Source organism: Bradyrhizobium denitrificans (assembly GCF_013179005.1).
Classification (GTDB): domain Bacteria; phylum Pseudomonadota; class Alphaproteobacteria; order Rhizobiales; family Xanthobacteraceae; genus Bradyrhizobium; species Bradyrhizobium denitrificans.
In genome coordinates, this window is sequence record NZ_JABFDP010000004.1 from 149,348 (window position 1) to 167,599 (window position 18,252).

The 18,252-nt window shown below is 65.9% G+C and carries 17 protein-coding genes; 11 read left to right on the forward strand and 6 right to left on the reverse strand.

Annotated elements, in window-relative coordinates; translation table 11 throughout:
- Positions 1-219: 219 nt before the first annotated feature.
- The 3 genes from HL671_RS05465 to HL671_RS05475 form a co-directional block, all read right to left on the reverse strand.
- Entirely contained in the window at positions 220-1,182 is a 963-nt protein-coding gene (locus HL671_RS05465; RefSeq protein WP_012047314.1) for an acetyl-CoA carboxylase carboxyltransferase subunit alpha, read from the reverse strand.
- A 218-nt stretch (positions 1,183-1,400) separates the two neighbouring features.
- Positions 1,401-2,357 (reverse strand): site-specific tyrosine recombinase XerD, encoded by a 957-nt coding sequence (gene xerD, locus HL671_RS05470; protein ID WP_172235834.1) that lies wholly within the window; start codon positions 2,355-2,357, stop codon positions 1,401-1,403.
- A gap of 171 nt (positions 2,358-2,528) precedes the next feature.
- Positions 2,529-2,675, reverse strand: a complete 147-nt coding sequence (locus HL671_RS05475; RefSeq protein ID WP_012047312.1) for a hypothetical protein — start codon at positions 2,673-2,675, stop codon at positions 2,529-2,531.
- Between the two features lie 338 nt (positions 2,676-3,013).
- Here HL671_RS05475 and HL671_RS05480 point away from each other — a divergent pair, with 338 nt between their 5' ends.
- The 3 genes from HL671_RS05480 to HL671_RS05490 all read left to right on the forward strand — a co-directional run bounded on the left by HL671_RS05480 (position 3,014) and on the right by HL671_RS05490 (position 6,237).
- Complete coding sequence (locus tag HL671_RS05480; RefSeq protein WP_172235835.1) at positions 3,014-3,712, forward strand: shikimate kinase; 699 nt, start codon at positions 3,014-3,016, stop codon at positions 3,710-3,712.
- Positions 3,709-4,857, forward strand: a complete 1,149-nt coding sequence (gene aroB / locus HL671_RS05485; protein WP_172235836.1) for a 3-dehydroquinate synthase — start codon at positions 3,709-3,711, stop codon at positions 4,855-4,857. The genes HL671_RS05480 and aroB overlap by 4 nt, the downstream gene beginning before the upstream one ends.
- 75 nt (positions 4,858-4,932) lie before the next feature.
- The gene (locus HL671_RS05490) at positions 4,933-6,237 is read left to right on the forward strand and encodes an HlyC/CorC family transporter (protein ID WP_012047309.1); all 1,305 of its coding nucleotides are present in this window, start codon (positions 4,933-4,935) and stop codon (positions 6,235-6,237) included.
- A 63-nt stretch (positions 6,238-6,300) separates the two neighbouring features.
- On the opposite strand, the gene HL671_RS05495 is transcribed toward HL671_RS05490, so the two are convergent.
- Positions 6,301-6,570: a BolA family protein gene (locus HL671_RS05495; protein WP_041751115.1), complete on the reverse strand. Its 270-nt coding sequence runs from the start codon at positions 6,568-6,570 to the stop codon at positions 6,301-6,303.
- A gap of 110 nt (positions 6,571-6,680) precedes the next feature.
- Here HL671_RS05495 and HL671_RS05500 point away from each other — a divergent pair, with 110 nt between their 5' ends.
- Positions 6,681-7,322 carry a J domain-containing protein gene (locus tag HL671_RS05500; protein WP_041751114.1) on the forward strand — a complete coding sequence of 214 codons (642 nt, stop codon included), beginning with the start codon at positions 6,681-6,683 and terminating at the stop codon, positions 7,320-7,322.
- A 43-nt stretch (positions 7,323-7,365) separates the two neighbouring features.
- On the opposite strand, the gene HL671_RS05505 is transcribed toward HL671_RS05500, so the two are convergent.
- Complete coding sequence (locus HL671_RS05505; RefSeq protein WP_012047306.1) at positions 7,366-8,454, reverse strand: citrate synthase/methylcitrate synthase; 1,089 nt, start codon at positions 8,452-8,454, stop codon at positions 7,366-7,368.
- An 83-nt stretch (positions 8,455-8,537) separates the two neighbouring features.
- Here HL671_RS05505 and HL671_RS05510 point away from each other — a divergent pair, with 83 nt between their 5' ends.
- A complete protein-coding gene (locus HL671_RS05510) occupies positions 8,538-9,761 on the forward strand; it encodes a citrate synthase family protein (RefSeq protein WP_012047305.1) in 1,224 nt (407 codons plus the stop codon).
- Between the two features lie 15 nt (positions 9,762-9,776).
- On the opposite strand, the gene HL671_RS05515 is transcribed toward HL671_RS05510, so the two are convergent.
- Positions 9,777-10,433 carry a DedA family protein gene (locus tag HL671_RS05515; RefSeq protein WP_012047304.1) on the reverse strand — a complete coding sequence of 219 codons (657 nt, stop codon included), beginning with the start codon at positions 10,431-10,433 and terminating at the stop codon, positions 9,777-9,779.
- Positions 10,434-10,726: 293 nt separating this feature from the next.
- On the opposite strand from HL671_RS05515, the gene cobS reads away from it, so the two are divergent.
- From cobS to HL671_RS05545, 6 genes are all read left to right on the forward strand, one after another.
- Positions 10,727-11,725 (forward strand): cobaltochelatase subunit CobS, encoded by a 999-nt coding sequence (gene cobS / locus HL671_RS05520; protein ID WP_041751113.1) that lies wholly within the window; start codon positions 10,727-10,729, stop codon positions 11,723-11,725.
- 140 nt (positions 11,726-11,865) lie between these two features.
- Positions 11,866-13,767 (forward strand): cobaltochelatase subunit CobT, encoded by a 1,902-nt coding sequence (gene cobT, locus HL671_RS05525; RefSeq protein WP_012047302.1) that lies wholly within the window; start codon positions 11,866-11,868, stop codon positions 13,765-13,767.
- A 60-nt stretch (positions 13,768-13,827) separates the two neighbouring features.
- Entirely contained in the window at positions 13,828-14,904 is a 1,077-nt protein-coding gene (locus HL671_RS05530; RefSeq protein ID WP_172235837.1) for an esterase-like activity of phytase family protein, read from the forward strand.
- Between the two features lie 109 nt (positions 14,905-15,013).
- On the forward strand, positions 15,014-16,126 hold the full coding sequence (locus HL671_RS05535) for an NADH:flavin oxidoreductase/NADH oxidase (protein WP_012047300.1): 1,113 nt from the start codon (positions 15,014-15,016) through the stop codon (positions 16,124-16,126).
- Positions 16,127-16,359: 233 nt separating this feature from the next.
- Positions 16,360-17,460: an LLM class flavin-dependent oxidoreductase gene (locus HL671_RS05540; RefSeq protein ID WP_012047299.1), complete on the forward strand. Its 1,101-nt coding sequence runs from the start codon at positions 16,360-16,362 to the stop codon at positions 17,458-17,460.
- A gap of 78 nt (positions 17,461-17,538) precedes the next feature.
- Positions 17,539-17,964: a hypothetical protein gene (locus HL671_RS05545; protein ID WP_012047298.1), complete on the forward strand. Its 426-nt coding sequence runs from the start codon at positions 17,539-17,541 to the stop codon at positions 17,962-17,964.
- Positions 17,965-18,252: the final 288 nt, after the last annotated feature.

An 18,252-nucleotide genomic window follows, 5' to 3' on the forward strand; every position in this document is an offset into this window, starting at 1 on the left:
CGACCATGCGTCATGCCACCGTCAAACCAATGATTAAAATTGTATCCGTTGGTCCGAAGCGCTGCAACCCGCGGTGCAGCGGTGCCGACGCGCCCTGGCCCTTGTGGTCAACAAGTTCTAAACATCAGACGCCGACGGCTGGGCCGAAATACGGCCAAACGGCTGGAAAGACTCACAAAACCGCGAGCGAGATCGGCCCTCGGCAGGGCCGCTCCGAGCTCAGCTCAGCTTGCGTCCGATGTCGATGAACTTCTGCCGGCGCTGCTTGCGGATGGCATCGGCGTCGAGGCCCTTCAGCTCGTCGAAGGCCTGGGCGATCGCCTCGCCGGTCGCCGCGATCATCGCGGCGGGGTCGCGATGCGCACCGCCGACCGGCTCCTTCAGGATGGTGTCGACCACGCCGAAGCGCAGCATGTCCTGGGCGGTGATCTTCATGCTGTTGGCCGCTTCCTGGGCCTTGGTGCCGTCGCGCCACAGGATCGAGGAGGCGGCCTCCGGCGAGATCACGCTGTAGATCGCGTGCTCCAGCATCAGCACCCGGTTGGCGGTGGTCAGCGCGATGGCGCCGCCCGACATGCCCTCGCCGGTGATGATCGCCACATTGGGGACGCCAAGCGACAGGCAGGCATCGGTGGAGCGGGCGATGGCCTCGGCCTGGCCGCGCTCCTCGGCGCCGATGCCCGGATAGGCGCCGGCGGAATCGACCAGCGACAGCACGGGGATGCCGAAACGCTCGGCCATCTCCATCAGCCGGACGGCCTTGCGGTAGCCCTCCGGGCGGGCCATGCCGAAATTGTGCTTGAGGCGGGATTCGGTGGTGGCGCCCTTTTCCTGGCCCATGACGCAGATCGGCTCGCCGCGGAAACGACCGAAGCCACCCAGCAAAGCGGCGTCCTCGCCGAATTTGCGGTCGCCCGCCAGCGGCGTGAACTCGGTGATCAGGCCGTTGACGAAGTCGGTGAAGTGCGGCCGCTGCGGGTGGCGCGCGACCATGGTCTTCTGCCATGGCGTCAGATTGGCGTAGAGGTCGGCCAGCGCCTGGCCGGCCTTCTCCTCGATCCGGCTGACCTCCTCGCCGATATCGGTGCCGGCGGCGGCCATCGCCCGGAGTTCATCGACCTTGGAATCGAGCTCGGCAACGGGCTTTTCGAAATCGAGGTAGCTGCGCATGGGATCCGGCATGGAGGAGCTGAAGGAAGAGCGCTGGGAAACGAAATCGGTTCGGCCTTCGGACCTGAAGATCAATGTCCTCAGGAGCTTAGGGTGCGATCGGTGCGCCGCGGCCAGGCCTCATGCCAGGATCACGGGCAGGATGGCGCTCTTTCGGGGCAGACGGGCGCGAAGTCAAGCGGGCCGCGCGCCGCGCCCAAGGATTTGGTTTCGGGATTGTGTGGGGCGGGTCAGGTCTCGGCGAGCGGGTGCAGGTCGCGCACCAGGCTCTTGAGCCGCTCCTCGACCACATGGGTGTAGATCTGGGTGGTCGAGATGTCGGTATGGCCGAGCAGGGTCTGGACGATGCGCAGGTCGGCGCCATTGTGCAGCAAATGGCTGGCGAAGGCGTGGCGCAGCACGTGCGGTGAGACGAGCCGGGCCGGCAGGCCGCTCGCCACCGCCAATTCCTTGAGGTCGCGCGCGAAATGCTGTCGGGTCAGGTGGCCGCTCTCGCCGAACGAGGGAAACAGCCATTTGCCGAAGGTGGCGCTGGCCTTCTTCTCCGGCTTCAGCGCATCCAGCGCCGCCAGATAATCCGCCATGGCCTGGCGCGAGGCCTGGTTCAGCGGCACCAGCCGCTCCTTGTTGCCTTTGCCGCGCACCACGATCATGCGGGCGTCATGGCGTGCCGCCGTGCGCGGCAGCGCCACCAGTTCGGAGACGCGCAGGCCGGTCGCGTAGAGCACTTCGAGCAGGCAGTACAGGCGCAGCGCCCGCAGCCGTTGCGCCGGGGACGTATCGGCGGTCTCGGTCAGCTCCTTGGCGCGGGTCAGCATCCGGTCGACATCGCCGATCGAGAGCACCTTGGGCAGGGGACGGCCGCGCTTGGGGCCGGACAGGATGGCGGCGGGGTCGTCGCTGCGGATGTGCTCGCTCAGCAGGAAGCGGAACAGGTGCCGCATCGCCGACAGCCGCCGCGCCACGCTGGACGATTTGAAGCCTCTCGTGTCGAGATCGGAGAGATAGTCGCGCAGCGCCTGGGTGTCAGCGGTGGTGAAGCTGTTCGCCTTGCCAGCGAGAAACTCGGACAGATCGCTGAGGTCGCGGCGATAGGCGTCCAGCGTATTCTGGCCAGCGCCCTGTTCGGCGGCCATCATGTCGAGGAACAGGCTCATCAGCCGGGCGTCAGAGGCCTTGACCTTCATGTCGTGAAATCCGCTGCGTCGGAGGCGATCGAATCAGGACCATTAGTTCGCGCCGGCACGTCAAGCGGTGGCCTCAAATCTGGCCGATATCACGGCGCCGGGCCACCTCAGACAATCGTAAAAATCTTAATCAATGCCCTGTGGCTTTTCGGTCCGCCGCAGCCATCCGGATCATTTCTTCTGGAACTTGTCCGGGGGGATCGTCACCGTCATCTCGCGCGGCTTCGGGGTGACGAAATTGGCAAGCGCATAGATCGCGCCATAGACCACGCCGACGATCACGGCGATCACGGTCAGAAAGCGGAACAGGCTGGGCATCGGGGTCGCGCGGGCCACCAAAGAGGGACTGTTTCATCCAACATGTTCGCACCCGGCTGGCAAGTCCGGCCGCCGCCGCTGTCCCCCTTGCTCGGTTATCCGGGGCGGCGCGCGCAGCGCCGCGAGCCCGGAATCCACAACCACAGGACGATGTCGTGCGCGAGATGCCAACGAGCAGCCTGCCTCACGCTGCATCCTGTGGGTATGGGTTCCGGCCTCGCGCTTCGCGCGCCCCGGAACGACGTCCGGGAAACGACGTCCGGGACGTGGGCCTCCGGCTGCATGGGCTGGAACAGGATGCCTTTGAAAGCAGCAAGGGCTGGGCTAGAAGCCTAGTGATGACCGAACCGACACAATCCGCACCCAACCCAGCCGCTCCGGAGGCCGCGATTACCGCGGCTCTCGGCAAGCGGCTGATCGTGCTGGTCGGCATGATGGGCGTCGGCAAGTCCACGGTTGGCCGGCGGCTCGCGGCGCGGCTGCGGTTGCCCTTCGTCGATGCGGATACCGAGATCGAGACGGCGGCCGACATGACAATCCCGGAGATCTTCGAATCCCGCGGCGAGGACTATTTCCGGAATGGCGAGGCCCGCGTGATCGCCCGCCTGCTGGAGAATGGTCCGGCGGTGCTGGCGACCGGCGGCGGGGCCTTCATGCGCGAGGAGACACGCCGCCGCATCCACGAGAAGGCGGTCTCGATCTGGCTGAAGGCCGATGCCGACGTGATCATGCGCCGGGTTCGCCGGCGGGCCGATCGGCCGCTGCTGCAGACCGCCGATCCTGAAGGCACGGTCGCGCGGCTCTTGAGCGAACGCGAGCCGGTCTACCAGCTCGCCGACCTCACGATCTGCTCGCGCGACGTGCCGCACGACCGTGTGGTCGAGGATTGCATCGAAGCGCTGCAGGCGTTGCTGTTGCCCGCGCCGGAGGCCGAGGTCCAGCCTGCCACGCCGCAATCCGATCCGGGCCAGGCGGATCCGGTTCAGGCGGATTCCATGCAGACCGATTCCATGCAGGCGATGAGCGCGCTCCGATGACTGCCCCCCTGAAGACTTTCGATCCGATCATCGTCGACGTCGCGCTGGGTGAGCGTGCCTATGACATCGTCATCGGCCGCGGCGTGCTGGCCTCGCTCGGTCAGCGCATCGCGGCGCTGCGTCCGGGCGTGCGGACAGCGATCGTCACCGATCGGACCGTGGCCGCACACTGGCTGAAGCCGACCGAGGCGATCCTGGCGGAGGCGGGCATTCCGTCTTCGACCATCGTCGTCGAGGAGGGCGAGGGCTCCAAGACCTATGCCGGCCTGGAAAAGGTCAGCGAGGCGCTGATCGCGGCGAAGATCGAACGCAACGATCTCGTCATCGCGCTCGGCGGCGGCGTGGTCGGCGATCTCGCCGGCTTCGCGGCAGCCATCCTGCGCCGCGGCGTCGACTTCGTACAGGTGCCGACCTCGCTGCTGGCGCAGGTCGATTCCTCGGTCGGCGGCAAGACCGGCATCAACTCGCCGCAGGGCAAGAACCTGCTCGGCGCCTTCCACCAGCCGGTGCTGGTGATCGCCGACACCGCCGTGCTCGACACGCTGTCGCCGCGCCAGTTCCGCGCCGGCTATGCCGAGGTGGCCAAATACGGCCTGCTCGGCGACGCCGGCTTCTTCACCTGGCTGGAGGCCAACCACGCTGACATCGTCACGGGCGGTGCGGCACGCGAACATGCCGTCGCCACCTCTTGTCGCGCCAAGGCGGCGATCGTCGCCCGCGACGAGCGCGAGACCGGCGACCGCGCGCTGCTCAATCTCGGCCATACTTTCGGTCATGCCCTGGAGGCGATCACCGGCTTCTCCGATCGCTTGTTCCATGGCGAGGGCGTCGCGGTCGGCATGGTGCTGGCGGCGCAGTTCTCGGCCGAGCTCGGCATGCTGCCGCCGGACGATGTCACGCGGATCGAGCGTCACCTTGCCGCGGTCGGCCTGCCGACCCATCTGCAGGATATCGCCGGCTTCGCCCAGGAGGGGATCGGCGACGCCGACCGGCTTTTGGCCTTGATGGCGCAGGACAAGAAGGTCAAGCGCGGCAAGCTCACCTTCATCCTGATGGAGGCGATCGGCCGCGCGGTCATTGCCAAGGACGTCGATCCGGCGCGCGTCCGCGACTTCCTGCAGGCCAAATTGCACCGTCGCGGCTGATCTTGTGCGCTTTACGCCGCGTTGAGCAGTGGCGGCGCATCATCGGCAGCTTTCATCGAGGGTGACATCGGCGTCATGGACTGGATCACACTCACCATCGTTCTCGTCTGTCTCGGCGCCTCCGCCTTTTTCGCGCTGAGCGAGACCGCCCTGACCGGCGCCTCCCGCGCCTCGATGCTGCGGCTGTCGAAACAGGGCAATCGCGACGCCGACGTGGTCTCGAGCCTGTTCGACATGCGCGAGCGGCTGATCGGCGCGCTGCTGCTCGGCAACAACATCGCCAATATCGCCGCCTCGGCGCTGGCGACGGGCATCTTTACCGCCTGGTTCGGCGAGGTCGGCGTGCTCTATGCCACGGGTGTGATGACCGCCTTGGTCGTGATCTTCGCCGAGGTGCTGCCGAAGACGATCGCCATCAACGCGCCGGATCGCGTCTCGCTCGCGGTGGCCCGGCCGATGCGCGCGACCGTGATCGTGCTCGGTCCGGTGCTCGCCGTCATCGAGGCGATCGTGCGCGTCCTGATGCGGCTGATCGGCTTCAAGGTCGGTGCCAACCAGCCGATCCTGTCGCCGACCGAGCGCCTGCGCGGCGCCGTCGACCTGTTGCACCACGAGGGCAAGGTCGAGAAGCAGGACCGGGACATGCTCGGCGGTCTGCTCGACCTGCGCGAATTGCAGGTGTCCGATGTGATGGTTCACCGCACCGAGATGGTGATGGTGAATGCGGACCTGCCGCAGGAGGAACTGGTGCGCGAGGTGCTGGCGTCCGAATATACGCGTATCCCGCTGTGGCGCGGCACGCCGGAAAACATCATCGGCGTGCTGCATGCGAAGGATCTGTTGCGCGCGATCCGCTCAGCCGAGGGCGATGTGTCGCATATCGATGTCGCGTCGCTGGCGCTGCCGCCCTGGTTCGTTCCCGAGATGCGTTCGGTGTCGGAACAGTTGAAAGCGTTCCGCCGGCGCAAGACGCATTTCGCGCTGGTCGTCGACGAGTATGGTGAGGTCGAAGGTATCGTCACGCTCGAGGATATTCTCGAAGAGATCGTCGGCGACATCTCCGACGAGCAGGACGTGCAGGTCGCCGGCGTGCGCGTGCAGCCGGATGGATCGGTCGTCGTCGACGGATCCGTGCCGATCCGCGATCTCAATCGCGCGATGGATTGGACGCTGCCGGATGAAGAAGCGACGACGGTGGCCGGTCTCGTGATTCACGAGGCGCGCTCGATCCCCGAGCGCGGCCAGAGCTTCACCTTCCACGGCTTCCGCTTTCGCGTGCTGCGTCGGGAACGCAATCGCATCACCGCGCTGCGCATCGTGCCGGTGCCGCGCGGCGAGACAGAGGAGACGCGGCCGCGCCGTGCCGGCACGGCGTTCTAATCATGGTCGCGCGCGCCGGTATCTGGGATTTGTTGCCAGGCTTCTGGTGTCAGCGTTCTGATGTCAGGCTTCGCCGGGTGCCTTCGCATGCAGCGCCAGCGCATGCACCGAGCCGGCAAGTTCCGCCGCCAATGCGGCGTTGATCAGGCGGTGGCGATCGACCCGGCTCTTGCCGGCAAAGGCCTGCGACACAATATACACGCGGAAATGGGTTTCACCGCTCGGCCGGTGTCCCATGTGGCCTGCATGCAGATGTGATTCGTCCTGCACATCGAGGCTTTCCGGCGAGAAAGCTTCGCGCAACTTTTCGATGATAGCATCTTGGGTCCGCATGGTCTCTGGAAATACGCATCAAATTATTTTTCGTCAATCGGCGGTCCCCGCCTGAGGTATTCGCAATGTCAAGACTTGAAGCTTTTCGCGTTGCGTAGTCAAAGTCCGCCATGCCGATCGATTCAAACAAATTCTTCGACTCCATCCGCATCAAGCCCAAAAAGCAGGCTGCGCGGCAGCCGGTGCGCGAGGAGGCTCAGCCGTGCCAATGGCCGGACTGCACGAACCGAGGCTCGCATCGCGCGCCGAAGGGGCGCGAGAACGCGCGCGAGTATTGGCACTTCTGTCTCGACCACGTGCGCGAGTACAACCAATCCTATAATTTCTTCTCAGGCATGAACGCCGAGGCGGTCGCGCGTTATCAGAAGGATGCGCTGACCGGACATCGCCCGACCTGGAAGATGGGCGCGAATACCTCGGCCAAGCGCGGCACCGGCAGCCCCGAGGCCGATCTCGGCGATGCGTCGGATCCGTTCAGCGTGTTCGCCGAAATCAACGGCCGCGGCAGCTGGCGGCCCAATCCGCAGGCGGCGCCCAAGGCGGAGACGCGCAAGGTCTTCAACGCCGAGCGCAAGGCGCTGCAGGTGATGGGCCTCGGCCCCGATGCCACGCTCGAGGACGTCAAGGTCAAGTACAAGGCGCTGGTGAAGCAGCACCACCCCGACGCCAATGGCGGCGATCGCTCCACCGAGGATCGCCTGATCGAGATCATCAAGGCCTATAATTACCTCAAGACCGTGGTGAAGGGCTGACGCGGCAGCGGGGTCACGCTGCCGCGTCGTTCATGCGACGGGGTCAGGGCTTCGGCCCGATATAGGCCGAACTTGGCCGGATCAGTCGTCCCGTCCGCTGTTGCTCGCGGGCATGTGCGGTCCAGCCGGCAACGCGCGCCACGGCGAAGATCGGGGTGAACGCCTGGCGCGGAATCTTCAGCGCATCGAGCAGGATGGCGGTGAAGAACTCGACATTGGTATCGAGCACGCGCTCGGGATTTTTCTGCCGCAGCGCGGCGCGGATATAGGCCTCGACCTCGCTCGCGAACGGCAGATCGGCGCCACTGCCGGCCAGCCGCGCGATCGCTGCCTTCAAGACGTCCGCGCGGGGGTCGCGCACCCGATAGATGCGGTGGCCAAACCCCATCAGCCGCTCGCCACGCCCGAGCGCCGCATCGACCCACGGCTTGATGTTGTCGCGGGTGCCGATCGCATTCAGCATCTCCAGCACAGGCTCCGGCGCGCCGCCATGCAGCGGGCCGGTGAGCGCGCAATAGCCGGCGGTGACCGAGGCGAACAGATCGGCCTGGGTCGAGGCGATCACGCGTGCGGCAAAGGTCGACGCGTTCATGCCGTGATCGCTGACCGTGACCAGATAGGTATCGAGCGCGGTGACCTCGCCAGCCTCCGGGGTGCCGCCGCGTACCATGCGCAGGGTGTCCGCGGCGTGGGTCGCGGTGGGGTCGGGAGCGATCGGCTGTGATCCCAGTGCGCGCTGGACGAGCGCGCCGGCGATGACCGGGCAGGCGCCGACGATCGTCGCCTCGTCGGAGAGTCCTGCTTCCGGCCGCAACGCGGCGACGGCCGCGCGGAAGCCGTCGATGATCGGCAGTTCGGCGGTGGCCGCCAGCAACTCGGGAAGTCGCGCAAAGGCGCGCTGGCGGGCAAGCCCGAGGCTGGCGCGGACCTCCGCGTCGCTGACGCTGCGCTTGGTCGCTGCGCTCCACAGCCGGGCGGTGACACCTTCGAAGCCTGCGCTGGCTGCAAGATCGGCCACCCGGCGACCGGCAATGATGAGCTCGCCCTGCTGACCGTCGACATGGCTGAGCACGGTCTCGGCAGCGGGGATGCCATCAAGGCCGATAGGGGACTTTGCGAGCTGAATCGTCATGGCGGGATCTCCTTGTGTGAATGATCACGCCGGTAAGATCCGTCCGGTCGACAGCTTGATCAATCTTGATTAAGCTGATCAATATGAAAAAAGACAGTGGCCTTTACCTATCGGCCCGCGAAGCCTCGGCCGAACTCGCGATCTCGCCTGCGACCCTCTACGCCTATGTCAGCCGCGGCCTCGTGCGCTCGGAGCCGTCGCTGGATTCGCGGAGCCACCGCTATCGCGCCGAGGACATCCGGGCCTTGAAGGAGCGGCGGGCGCCGGCTCCGGAGCCGCGGGTGTTCCGCAGCTTCGATGCGGACCTGCCGGTGTTCGATTCCGCGGTCTCGACGATCACCGAGGCCGGTCCGATCTACCGCGGTGTCAATTGCGTCGATCTGGCCGAGCGCGATTCGCTTGAACACGCTGCGACCCTGTTGTGGGACATCACCGCGATCGATCCGTTCGCGCCCGACAACATGCCCCACATCTCCGGCGAGATGCGCCTGATCGCCGAGGCGGCGCGCCGCGCGGCGCCGATCGACCGGGCCATCGCCGTCCTGGCGCTGGCGACGCAAGCAGATCCTGCCGCGTTCAACCGCGCACCCGACGGTCGTGCCCTGGTCGGCGCGCGCATCCTTCGCCTTGTCGTTGCGGCCATGCTGGACGCCGCGCCGTCCGCCGAGCCGCTTCACATCCAGGTCGCCAAGGCCTGGGCAGCCGAGCACAAGCATGCGCCCGACCTGATCCGCCGCACTTTGGTGCTGCTTGCCGATCACGAGCTGAACGCCTCGACCTTCACTGTCCGCTGTGCGGCGTCGACGGGGCTCAGCCTCTATGATGCGGTCATTGCGGGTCTCGCCGCCCTCAAAGGCCCGCAGCATGGCGGTGCCGGCGTGCTGGCCTCGCAGCTGGTGAAGACCCTCATCGATCGCGACGTGGCACCGCTGATCCGCGAGCGGGTGGCGCTCGGCGAGCGCTTCGCGGGCTTCGGCCACGGCGTCTACAAGCGCGGCGATCCGCGCGCGATCGCGCTGCTGGATGCGCTGACGCGCGCCGGCGCGCCGCGCAAATTCACTCGTGAGGTGCCGGAGCGGATCGCGGAGGCGACCGGCGAGTTCGTCAATATCGACTATGCGCTGGCGGTACTGGTGCACAGCCTGCGGCTGCCTGCGGGCAGCGAGCTGGCGTTGTTTGCGATGGCCCGCTGCGTCGGCTGGATCGCCCATGCCTGCGAGCAGCTGCAGTTCGGCCGCCTGATCCGGCCGCGCGCCCGCTACACCGGACCCGTGCCCGGCCGCGGCGCCATTCTGGATCCGCTTTAGCGGGTGAGGCCGCGCCTATTCGGCCGTCCCGGCCGCCAGCTGCGTCTCCCGCCGCTTGCGCACCAGCCGCAGCACCAGCCAGACCACGATCGTGCCGGCGACCGCCGCGATGATCCAGGTCGATTTGGCGATGTGGCTGTGATGCGGGATGCCGCCATAGCGATGCAGCAGCTGCACCGCGAAGACGCCCGGCAGCACGTGGGCGCAGGCCCACAGCGCGATCGCGGGAATGTTCACGGCGTAGAAGCGAAGGGGCGGGATATCGAGCGCGCCCGCCGTGATCGGTACCACGGCGCGGATCGGGGCCACGAACCGGGCGAAGAAGATCGCGAGCGTGCCGAAGCGGTGGAAGAAGGCCTCGCTCTGCGCCACCAGCCGCGGATAGTTCGAGAACGGCCAGGCCGTGAGGATTTCGCGCTGCTGGCGATGGCCGATCCAGAAGGCCCCGCCATCGCCGAGCACCGCGCCCAGAATGGCCGCGGCCAGCACCCATTGCAGCGTCAGCTCGCCGCCCGGAATCAGCGCGCTCAGCGCCAGGATGATGGTCGTGCCGGGGACCACCGAGCCGACGATCGGGACCGCCTCGAGCAACGCCGCCAGAAACAGGGTGAGATAGGCCAGTCCCGCATGCGCGGAGACGAAGGCAATCAGGGGATCAAGCAGATGGGCCACGCGGTTCCTGCTGATGGGAAAGGTTGGAGGCTTATCGATAAGTAGGAACCCCGCTCCCGAGTGCCACGCCAGAAGGCTGGACGCGAGACTCGCGGCGAAACGGTGGCGCTTTCCGCAGGGCAGCCTTCCAAAAACGTCGTCCCATGCCTATCTCGATGATATAACGACGGAACTTTGATCAAGGCTTAGGCTTCTGCCCGCGCGTGCTCTCTGCTAGGCTGGCGCCCGAAGCCCTTCAACCGCAGCCAAACATGAAATCTGGTTTCGGGAATGCCCGGGACCTCGGAGGATGAATGACGACCGCCGCTACGACCAATGCGCAGGAGATGACCGGTGTGCCCGACATGAAAGTGTCGGTGCGGCAGGTGTTCGGGATCGACAGCGACCTTGAGGTGCCGGCCTTTTCCGAAAGCGATCCGCACGTTCCCGAAGTCGACGCCGACTACCGTTTTGACCGCGCCACCACGCTTGCGATCCTGGCCGGCTTCGCCAAGAACCGCCGCGTAATGGTGACCGGGTATCATGGCACCGGAAAATCGACCCATATCGAGCAGGTCGCCGCCCGCCTGAACTGGCCCTGCGTGCGCGTCAACCTCGACAGCCATATCAGCCGCATCGATCTGGTCGGCAAGGATGCGATCGTGGTCAAGGACGGCAAGCAGGTCACGGAATTCCGTGACGGCATCCTGCCCTGGGCGCTCCAGCACAATGTGGCGCTGGTGTTCGACGAATATGACGCCGGCCGCCCGGACGTGATGTTCGTGATCCAGCGCGTGCTCGAAGTCTCGGGTCGGCTGACCCTGCTCGACCAGAACAAGGTCATCAAGCCGCATCCGGCCTTCCGTCTGTTCGCGACCGCCAACACCATCGGCCTCGGCGATACGTCGGGCCTCTATCACGGCACGCAGCAGATCAACCAGGGCCAGATGGACCGCTGGTCGATCGTGACGACGCTGAACTATTTGGCGCATGATGAGGAGGTCGAGATCGTGCTGGCCAAGGCCAAGCACTATCAGAACCAGCAGGGTCGCGACACGGTGAACAAGATGGTCCGGCTTGCCGACCTCACCCGCAACGCGTTCGCCAATGGCGACCTGTCGACGGTGATGAGCCCGCGCACGGTGATCACCTGGGCCGAGAACTCCGAGATCTTCGGGGATATCGGCTTTGCCTTCCGCGTGACGTTCCTCAACAAATGCGACGAGCTCGAGCGTCCGCTGGTCGCGGAATTCTATCAGCGCTGCTTCAACGCCGAGCTGCCTGAATCCGCCGTCAACGTGGCGCTCAGCTGACAAGGCGTCGTCCCGGCCGCGAGACCGGGACCATACGTCGTGACATTCGGCACGACGCTGACATTGGCGTCGACACGAATGAATGACCGCCGGTGGCTACGGCTCCCGGCGTTCGCCGGGACGACAGCGGCAGGGACAAGATGACGACATCCAACAGCAAACTCCGTCCCGGAACCAAGGAGGCGCCGACCGAGCCGTTCAAGCGCTCGGTGACCGGCTGCCTGCGCGCGATCGCGAGAGCGCCCGAGCTCGAAGTCTCCTTCGCCGCCGAGCGGCCGGGCCTTGCGCCGGGCAAAGCGCGGTTGCCGGAGCCCGCGCGCAAGATGACCAAGCGCGATGCCGCGGTCGTGCGCGGCCATGCTGATTCCATCGCGCTGAAACTCGCCTGTCATGATCCGAAGATTCACCGCAAGCTGATCCCGGGCAATCCGCAGGCGCGCGGCGTGTTCGAGGCGGTCGAGCAGGCCCGTGTCGAGGCCATCGGTGCCAAGCGCATGGCCGGTGTCGCCAAGAATCTCACCGCGATGCTCGACGATCACTTCCATCGCGGCAAATATGACGAGATCACCGACCGCGCCGATGCGCCGCTGTCGGATGCGCTCGCGATGATGGTGCGCGAGCGGCTGACCGGTCTGGCGCCGCCGAATGCGGCGCGCAAGGTGGTCGATCTCTGGCGGCCCTTCCTGGAGGAGCGAATCGGCTCGCAGCTCGACGAGCTCGGCCGCTTCACCGAGGATCAGGCCAAGTTCGGCGACCTCGTCCATGACCTGTTGTCGGCGCTCGATCTCGGCGATGAGCGCAACGCCGATTCGGAAGAGGATGAGGACAACGACGACAATCGCGACGGCGACAACGACCAGTCCGGTGCCGAGGGCTCGCCGGAGTCCGACGCCGCGCAGGAGATGAGTGCCGACCAGGCGCAGACGACGTCGGACGAGATGTCGGAGAGCGCGATGGAGGCGGCGCAGGCGTCTGCGTCCGATACGCTGGATGACGGCGAGCTTGGCGATGACGAGACGCCGGGCGAGGCGACACGGCCGAACCGCGGTGGCGCCAACGAGCCGCGCGGCCCCGAATATCACGCCTTCGCGCCGAAATTCGACGAGATCATCGCGGCCGAGGACCTCTGCGACCATGACGAGCTGGAGCGGCTGCGCTCCTATCTCGACAAGCAGCTCGCGCACCTCCAGGGCATCGTCGCGCGGCTCGCCAACCGGCTGCAGCGCCGGCTGATGGCGCAGCAGAACCGCGCCTGGGAGTTCGATCTGGAAGAGGGCATTCTCGATCCGGCGCGGCTGTCGCGCGTGGTCATCGACCCCTACCAGCCGCTGTCCTTCATGCGCGAGAAGGAGGCCACCTTCCGCGACACGGTGGTCACCTTGCTGCTCGACAATTCCGGCTCGATGCGCGGACGGCCGATCACGGTGGCCGCGACCTGCGCCGACATTCTCGCCCGCACCTTGGAGCGCTGCGGCGTCAAGGTCGAGATCCTCGGCTTCACGACGCGGGCCTGGAAGGGCGGGCAGTCGCGCGAGGCGTGGCTCGCGGCCGGCAAGCCGGCCAATCCCGGCCGTCTCAACGATCTGCGCCACATCATCTACAAGGCCGCGGACGCCCCATGGCGCCGGGCGCGCAAGAATCTCGGCCTGATGATGCGCGAGGGTCTCCTGAAGGAGAACATCGACGGCGAGGCGCTGGACTGGGCGCACAAGCGCCTGCTCGGCAGGCCCGAGCAGCGCAAGATCCTGATGATGATCTCCGATGGCGCGCCGGTCGACGACTCCACGCTGTCGGTCAATCCCGGCAACTATCTCGAGCGCCACCTGCGCCACATCATCGAGGAGATCGAGACCCGCTCGCCGGTCGAGCTGATCGCGATCGGCATCGGTCACGACGTCACGCGCTACTACCGTCGTGCGGTCACGATCGTCGATGCCGAGGAGCTTGGCGGCGCCATCACCGAGAAGCTCGCCGAATTGTTCACCGAGACTCACGCGGCGCCGCAGCCTGCGCGTGGGCCGAAGCGCAAGCTGCATTCGTAATCGGGAGCGGATGCGTTCCTCCCGCATGTGGGAAGCTGTGGGGAGGGGGCCCCTCGAGCGATGTCGCTGCAGGCGATCTCCGACCGCAGGCGCTTTCTTGCGCTGACCTTGGCCGGGGTGGCGACGCTCGCGGGCGCGGGGACAGCTCGCGCGCAATCGACGCCGGCGCCGGTCCGGAGGCGGGCGGCCACCGACGAGCATTCGGTCACAGCGGCCGTCAAGATCGAGGTCAAGGCGCGGCCGCTGCCCGCGTTCGACCTGCGCGATCGCACGCGTCTGCAGTTCGGGAAATTGCACTACCGCACCGGTGTGGCGCTGACCTCGTCCTATCCGGGGTTCGGCGGATTGTCCGGCCTCCGGCTGGATGCCAAGGGCGAGCGCTTCCTTGCCATCAGCGACAAAGGCGGCTGGTTCACCGGCCGCATCGTCTATTCCGGCCACGAGATCACGGGGCTTGCGGAGGTCGAGGCGGCGCCGCTGCTCGGGCCCGACGGACGGCCGATCACCGATCGCGGCTGGTATGATTCCGAGTCGCTCGCTCGCGATGGCGACGTCGTCTATGTCGGCCTTGAGCGCGTCAATCAGCTGCTGCGCTACGATTTCGCCAAAGGCGGCACCGGCGCACGCAGCGAGATCATACCGTTGCCGCCGGCCGCCAGGCGACTGCCCAACAACAAGGGCCTGGAGGCGCTGGTGGTGGTGCCGAAGGGCCTGCCGCTCGCGGGCAGCGTGATCGCGATCTCCGAACGCGGCCTGGACGCGAACGGCAATCTGCTGGCGTTCCTGATCGGCGGCCCGGCTGCGGGACAGTTCAGCATCATCAGAAGCAACGATTTCGACATCAGCGATGCCGTGCTGCTGCCGTCGGGAGAGCTCCTGATTCTGGAACGCAAATTCTCGCTGTTCAGCGGCGTCGGCATCCGGATTCGTCGGCTGTCACTGGCGCAGATCACGCCGGGCGCGCTGCTCGACGGTCCCGCGATCTTCGCAGCCGATCTCGGCCAGGAGATCGACAATCTCGAAGGCATCGATGCGCACGTCACGCCGGAGGGCGACACCGTGCTGACATTGGTGTCCGACGACAATTTCTCGATGATCCAGCGTACTTTGCTGTTGCAGTTCACGCTGATGGAATGAGCTGCGACATCGCTTCGGACGGCGCGTTGACCGCGGGCCGCCGATGGCCGACACTTGCGAAACATCAGACCAGCGCGCCTTCCGTCGTCCACCCTTCCGGAACATCCGCATGAGCGTCCTGTTTACTCCGATCAAGCTGCGTGGCCTCGAACTCGCCAACCGCATCGTTGTCTCGCCGATGTGTCAGTATTCGGCCGAGAATGGCGCCGCCAATGACTGGCACTTCACCCACATCAACACGCTTGCGCTGTCAGGCGCGGCGATGTTCTGCATCGAGGCGACGCATGTCGAACCGATTGGACGCATCACGCCGGGCTGCCTCGGCCTGTGGGACGATGCGACCGAAGCGGCGCTGGTGCCGATTCTGACATCGGTGCGCAAGCATTCGAAGACGGCGATTGCGATGCAGCTCGCCCATGCCGGCCGCAAAGGGTCCAGCCATAAGCCTTGGGATGGTGGCCAGCAGATTGCTCCCGCGAGCGGCGGGTGGCAGACGGTCGCACCTTCAGCCGTGCCCCACAAAGACGGCGAGCTTGCCCCAGAGGCGCTCGATACCGACGGCTTGGCGCGCATCCGCGACGCCTTCGTTTCGGCAGCGCAGCGGGCTGCGCGGCTCGGCATCGATGCGATCGAGCTGCATGCTGCGCACGGCTATCTGCTGCATCAGTTCCTGTCGCCGCTCGCTAACCGGCGCAGCGACGCCTATGGCGGTTCGCTGGAAAACCGCATGCGGTATCCGCTCGAGCTCTTCGATGCCGTGCGCAGCGTGTTCCCGGCCGACAAGCCGGTGGGCGTGCGGGTGTCGGCGACAGACTGGGTCGACGGCGGTTGGGATCTCGACCAGACCATCGTCTTCGCGCAGGAGCTCAAGCGCCGCGACGTCGATTGGATCGACGTGTCCTCGGGCGGCGTGTCGCCGTTGCAGAAGATCACCCTCGGGCCCGGCTATCAGGTGCCGTTCGCGGCGGCCGTGAAACAAGCGACGGGACTTCCGACCATGGCGGTCGGCCTCATCACGCAGGCGCAGCAAGCCGAGGAGATCGTTGCATCAGGCAAGGCCGACATGGTCGCGCTCGCCCGCGGCATGCTCTACGATCCGCGCTGGGGCTGGCATGCCGCGGCCGAACTCGGCGGGCAGGTGGCCGCGCCTCCGCAATATTGGCGCTCGCAACCGTCGACGCAGAAGGAGCTATTCGGCCGAACGACGTTCGGCGCACGTTGATGTGAAATTGGCGGCGGGCCCCGGCGTCCGGGGCGTGATGTTGCGGCGCCTCGACACAGAATTCGCGTCATCATTCCGCCAGCGACACAGCGGACGATTGTCGCTGTCCGACGAAGTGCTAGACTTCGCAGACCACGTGCGGCGTTGCCGACTCGGTTGGTCGTGTTTCGTCTCGCGTGACGATGAGCGCATCGCAAAGATGCGCCGCAATATAACAGCGAGAGGAAAGCGCCATGGAAATCGGATATTTCACGATGCCCTCGCATCCGCCGGAGTGCGGATTGAAGGAGGGCCACGATTGGGACCTGAAGGTCCTGCGATGGCTTGATGAGCTCGGCTATCAGGAAGCCTGGATCGGCGAGCATCACACCGCGCCCTGGGAGCCGCACCCGGCACCCGATCTGCTGCTTGCGCAGGCCTTCCGCGAGACCAAGACCATCCGGCTTGGGCCGGGCGGTTTCCTGCTGCCCTATCATCATCCGGCTGAGCTCGCCAATCGCGTCGCGATGCTCGATCATTTGTCCGAAGGTCGGCTCAATTTCGGCATCGCCGCATCAGGCCTGCCGAGTGACTGGGCGATGTTCAACGTCGACGGCATGAGCGGCCAGAACCGTGAGATGACGCGCGAGGCGCTGGAGATCATCCTGCGGCTCTGGAGCGAGCCGGCGCCGTTCACGCACAAGGGCAAATACTGGACGGTGACCAAGCCGGACGTGATGTTCGACTTCCTCAAGCCGCACCTCAAGCCGGTTCAGGCGCCGCATCCGCCGATCGGCGTCGCCGGCCTATCGAAGAACTCGGATACGCTGAAGCTCGCCGGCGAGCGGGGCTTCATTCCGATGAGCCTGAACCTCAACCCGGCCTATGTGTCGTCGCATTGGGATTCGGTGGAAGCCGGCGCCGCCAAGTCCGGACGCAAGGCCAACCGCAGCGATTGGCGGCTGGTGCGTGAGGTATTCGTCGCCGACACGGACGAAGAGGCATGGCGCCTGTCGAGCGGCGACATGATGGGCCGGATGATGGGCGAATATTTCCTGCCGCTGCTCGGCCATTTCGGCTTCAAGGATTATCTGAAGCACGCGCCCGACGTGCCCGATTCCGACGTGACGGTGGACTATTGCGCCAAGCGCAATTGGATCATCGGCTCGCCGGCGACGGTGACCGAAAAGATCGAGAAGATCTGGCACGAAGTCGGCGGCTTCGGAACCCTGTGCGTGTTCGGCTTCGACTACAAGCACAGGCCGGAAGCTTGGCACAACTCGCTCCGCCTGCTCAAGCAGGAAGTATTGCCGAGGTTGCGCCATCTCAATGCCGATATGACCAAGGCGGCGTAGCCTTGCATTAATCACTTCTTGCGTTGATGACGGACGGATCGGCGGACCCCGCCGATCCATCATTTCCGAGGACTGCTCATGCGCCTTCGTGTGCGACAATTCGCCCATGTCCTCGAGCGCTCCGGTCTTGCTTTGGCGGGCGCCGCCTGCGGCCTGTTCGTCGGTGCCCATGTCGGCTCCAGCGTACCGGCCCTGACCACCCAGGGCTTTCTGCTGCTGATGATGGTGTCCGGCGCGTTCGGCTTCTATCTCGGGATCGACACGCCCCAGATACCTTTCCATCCGCATGAGGAGGGGACGCCGGCGGAACGCAAGATCGATGCTGCGGAGTTTCTCAGTGCGGTCGGAACCTTCCTTGCGACGCTGACGGCTTTCTTCGCCGTCGGCATCATCATTCTGCGCGAGGACCCGCACATCGTCTGGACCTCATTGATCATGGCGGGCTGGGTGATCGGCGTGGTGATGCAAATCGTCGCTGGTACAATCGCCCGTCTGAGGCGCTGATCGCGCTGGGCAAATCTCGGCCGCCAGACGATCTCGAGAGCGGTCACGCTGTTCAATTTTTGGGCTGATCCTGTCGCCACTTTCATCTCGCGACGATGACGACGACTTCGCGCGGCGATTCATGACAGCCGCGAAATCCACGATGCCCTGCCGGCAAGGCCCTGCGAACCCGCTCACGGGGCGTCCAGAGCATCGCAAGTGCGACGACCGCGGCCAAATCATCCGACAGCGCGCGTCATCGCTCCCGTCCATGCGCCCAGAGCAGGCGTCAGGTCGGAATGCCGCATG

Coding starts and splice junctions, on each gene's coding strand:
- HL671_RS05465 (WP_012047314.1), bottom strand. CDS start 1,182: ATGCCGGATCCCATGCGCAGCTACCTCGATTTCGAAAAGCCCGTTGCC.
- xerD (WP_172235834.1), bottom strand. CDS start 2,357: ATGAAGGTCAAGGCCTCTGACGCCCGGCTGATGAGCCTGTTCCTCGAC.
- HL671_RS05475 (WP_012047312.1), bottom strand. CDS start 2,675: ATGCCCAGCCTGTTCCGCTTTCTGACCGTGATCGCCGTGATCGTCGGC.
- HL671_RS05480 (WP_172235835.1), top strand. CDS start 3,014: ATGACCGAACCGACACAATCCGCACCCAACCCAGCCGCTCCGGAGGCC.
- aroB (WP_172235836.1), top strand. CDS start 3,709: ATGACTGCCCCCCTGAAGACTTTCGATCCGATCATCGTCGACGTCGCG.
- HL671_RS05490 (WP_012047309.1), top strand. CDS start 4,933: ATGGACTGGATCACACTCACCATCGTTCTCGTCTGTCTCGGCGCCTCC.
- HL671_RS05495 (WP_041751115.1), bottom strand. CDS start 6,570: ATGCGGACCCAAGATGCTATCATCGAAAAGTTGCGCGAAGCTTTCTCG.
- HL671_RS05500 (WP_041751114.1), top strand. CDS start 6,681: ATGCCGATCGATTCAAACAAATTCTTCGACTCCATCCGCATCAAGCCC.
- HL671_RS05505 (WP_012047306.1), bottom strand. CDS start 8,454: ATGACGATTCAGCTCGCAAAGTCCCCTATCGGCCTTGATGGCATCCCC.
- HL671_RS05510 (WP_012047305.1), top strand. CDS start 8,538: ATGAAAAAAGACAGTGGCCTTTACCTATCGGCCCGCGAAGCCTCGGCC.
- cobS (WP_041751113.1), top strand. CDS start 10,727: ATGACGACCGCCGCTACGACCAATGCGCAGGAGATGACCGGTGTGCCC.
- cobT (WP_012047302.1), top strand. CDS start 11,866: ATGACGACATCCAACAGCAAACTCCGTCCCGGAACCAAGGAGGCGCCG.
- HL671_RS05530 (WP_172235837.1), top strand. CDS start 13,828: ATGTCGCTGCAGGCGATCTCCGACCGCAGGCGCTTTCTTGCGCTGACC.
- HL671_RS05535 (WP_012047300.1), top strand. CDS start 15,014: ATGAGCGTCCTGTTTACTCCGATCAAGCTGCGTGGCCTCGAACTCGCC.
- HL671_RS05540 (WP_012047299.1), top strand. CDS start 16,360: ATGGAAATCGGATATTTCACGATGCCCTCGCATCCGCCGGAGTGCGGA.
- HL671_RS05545 (WP_012047298.1), top strand. CDS start 17,539: ATGCGCCTTCGTGTGCGACAATTCGCCCATGTCCTCGAGCGCTCCGGT.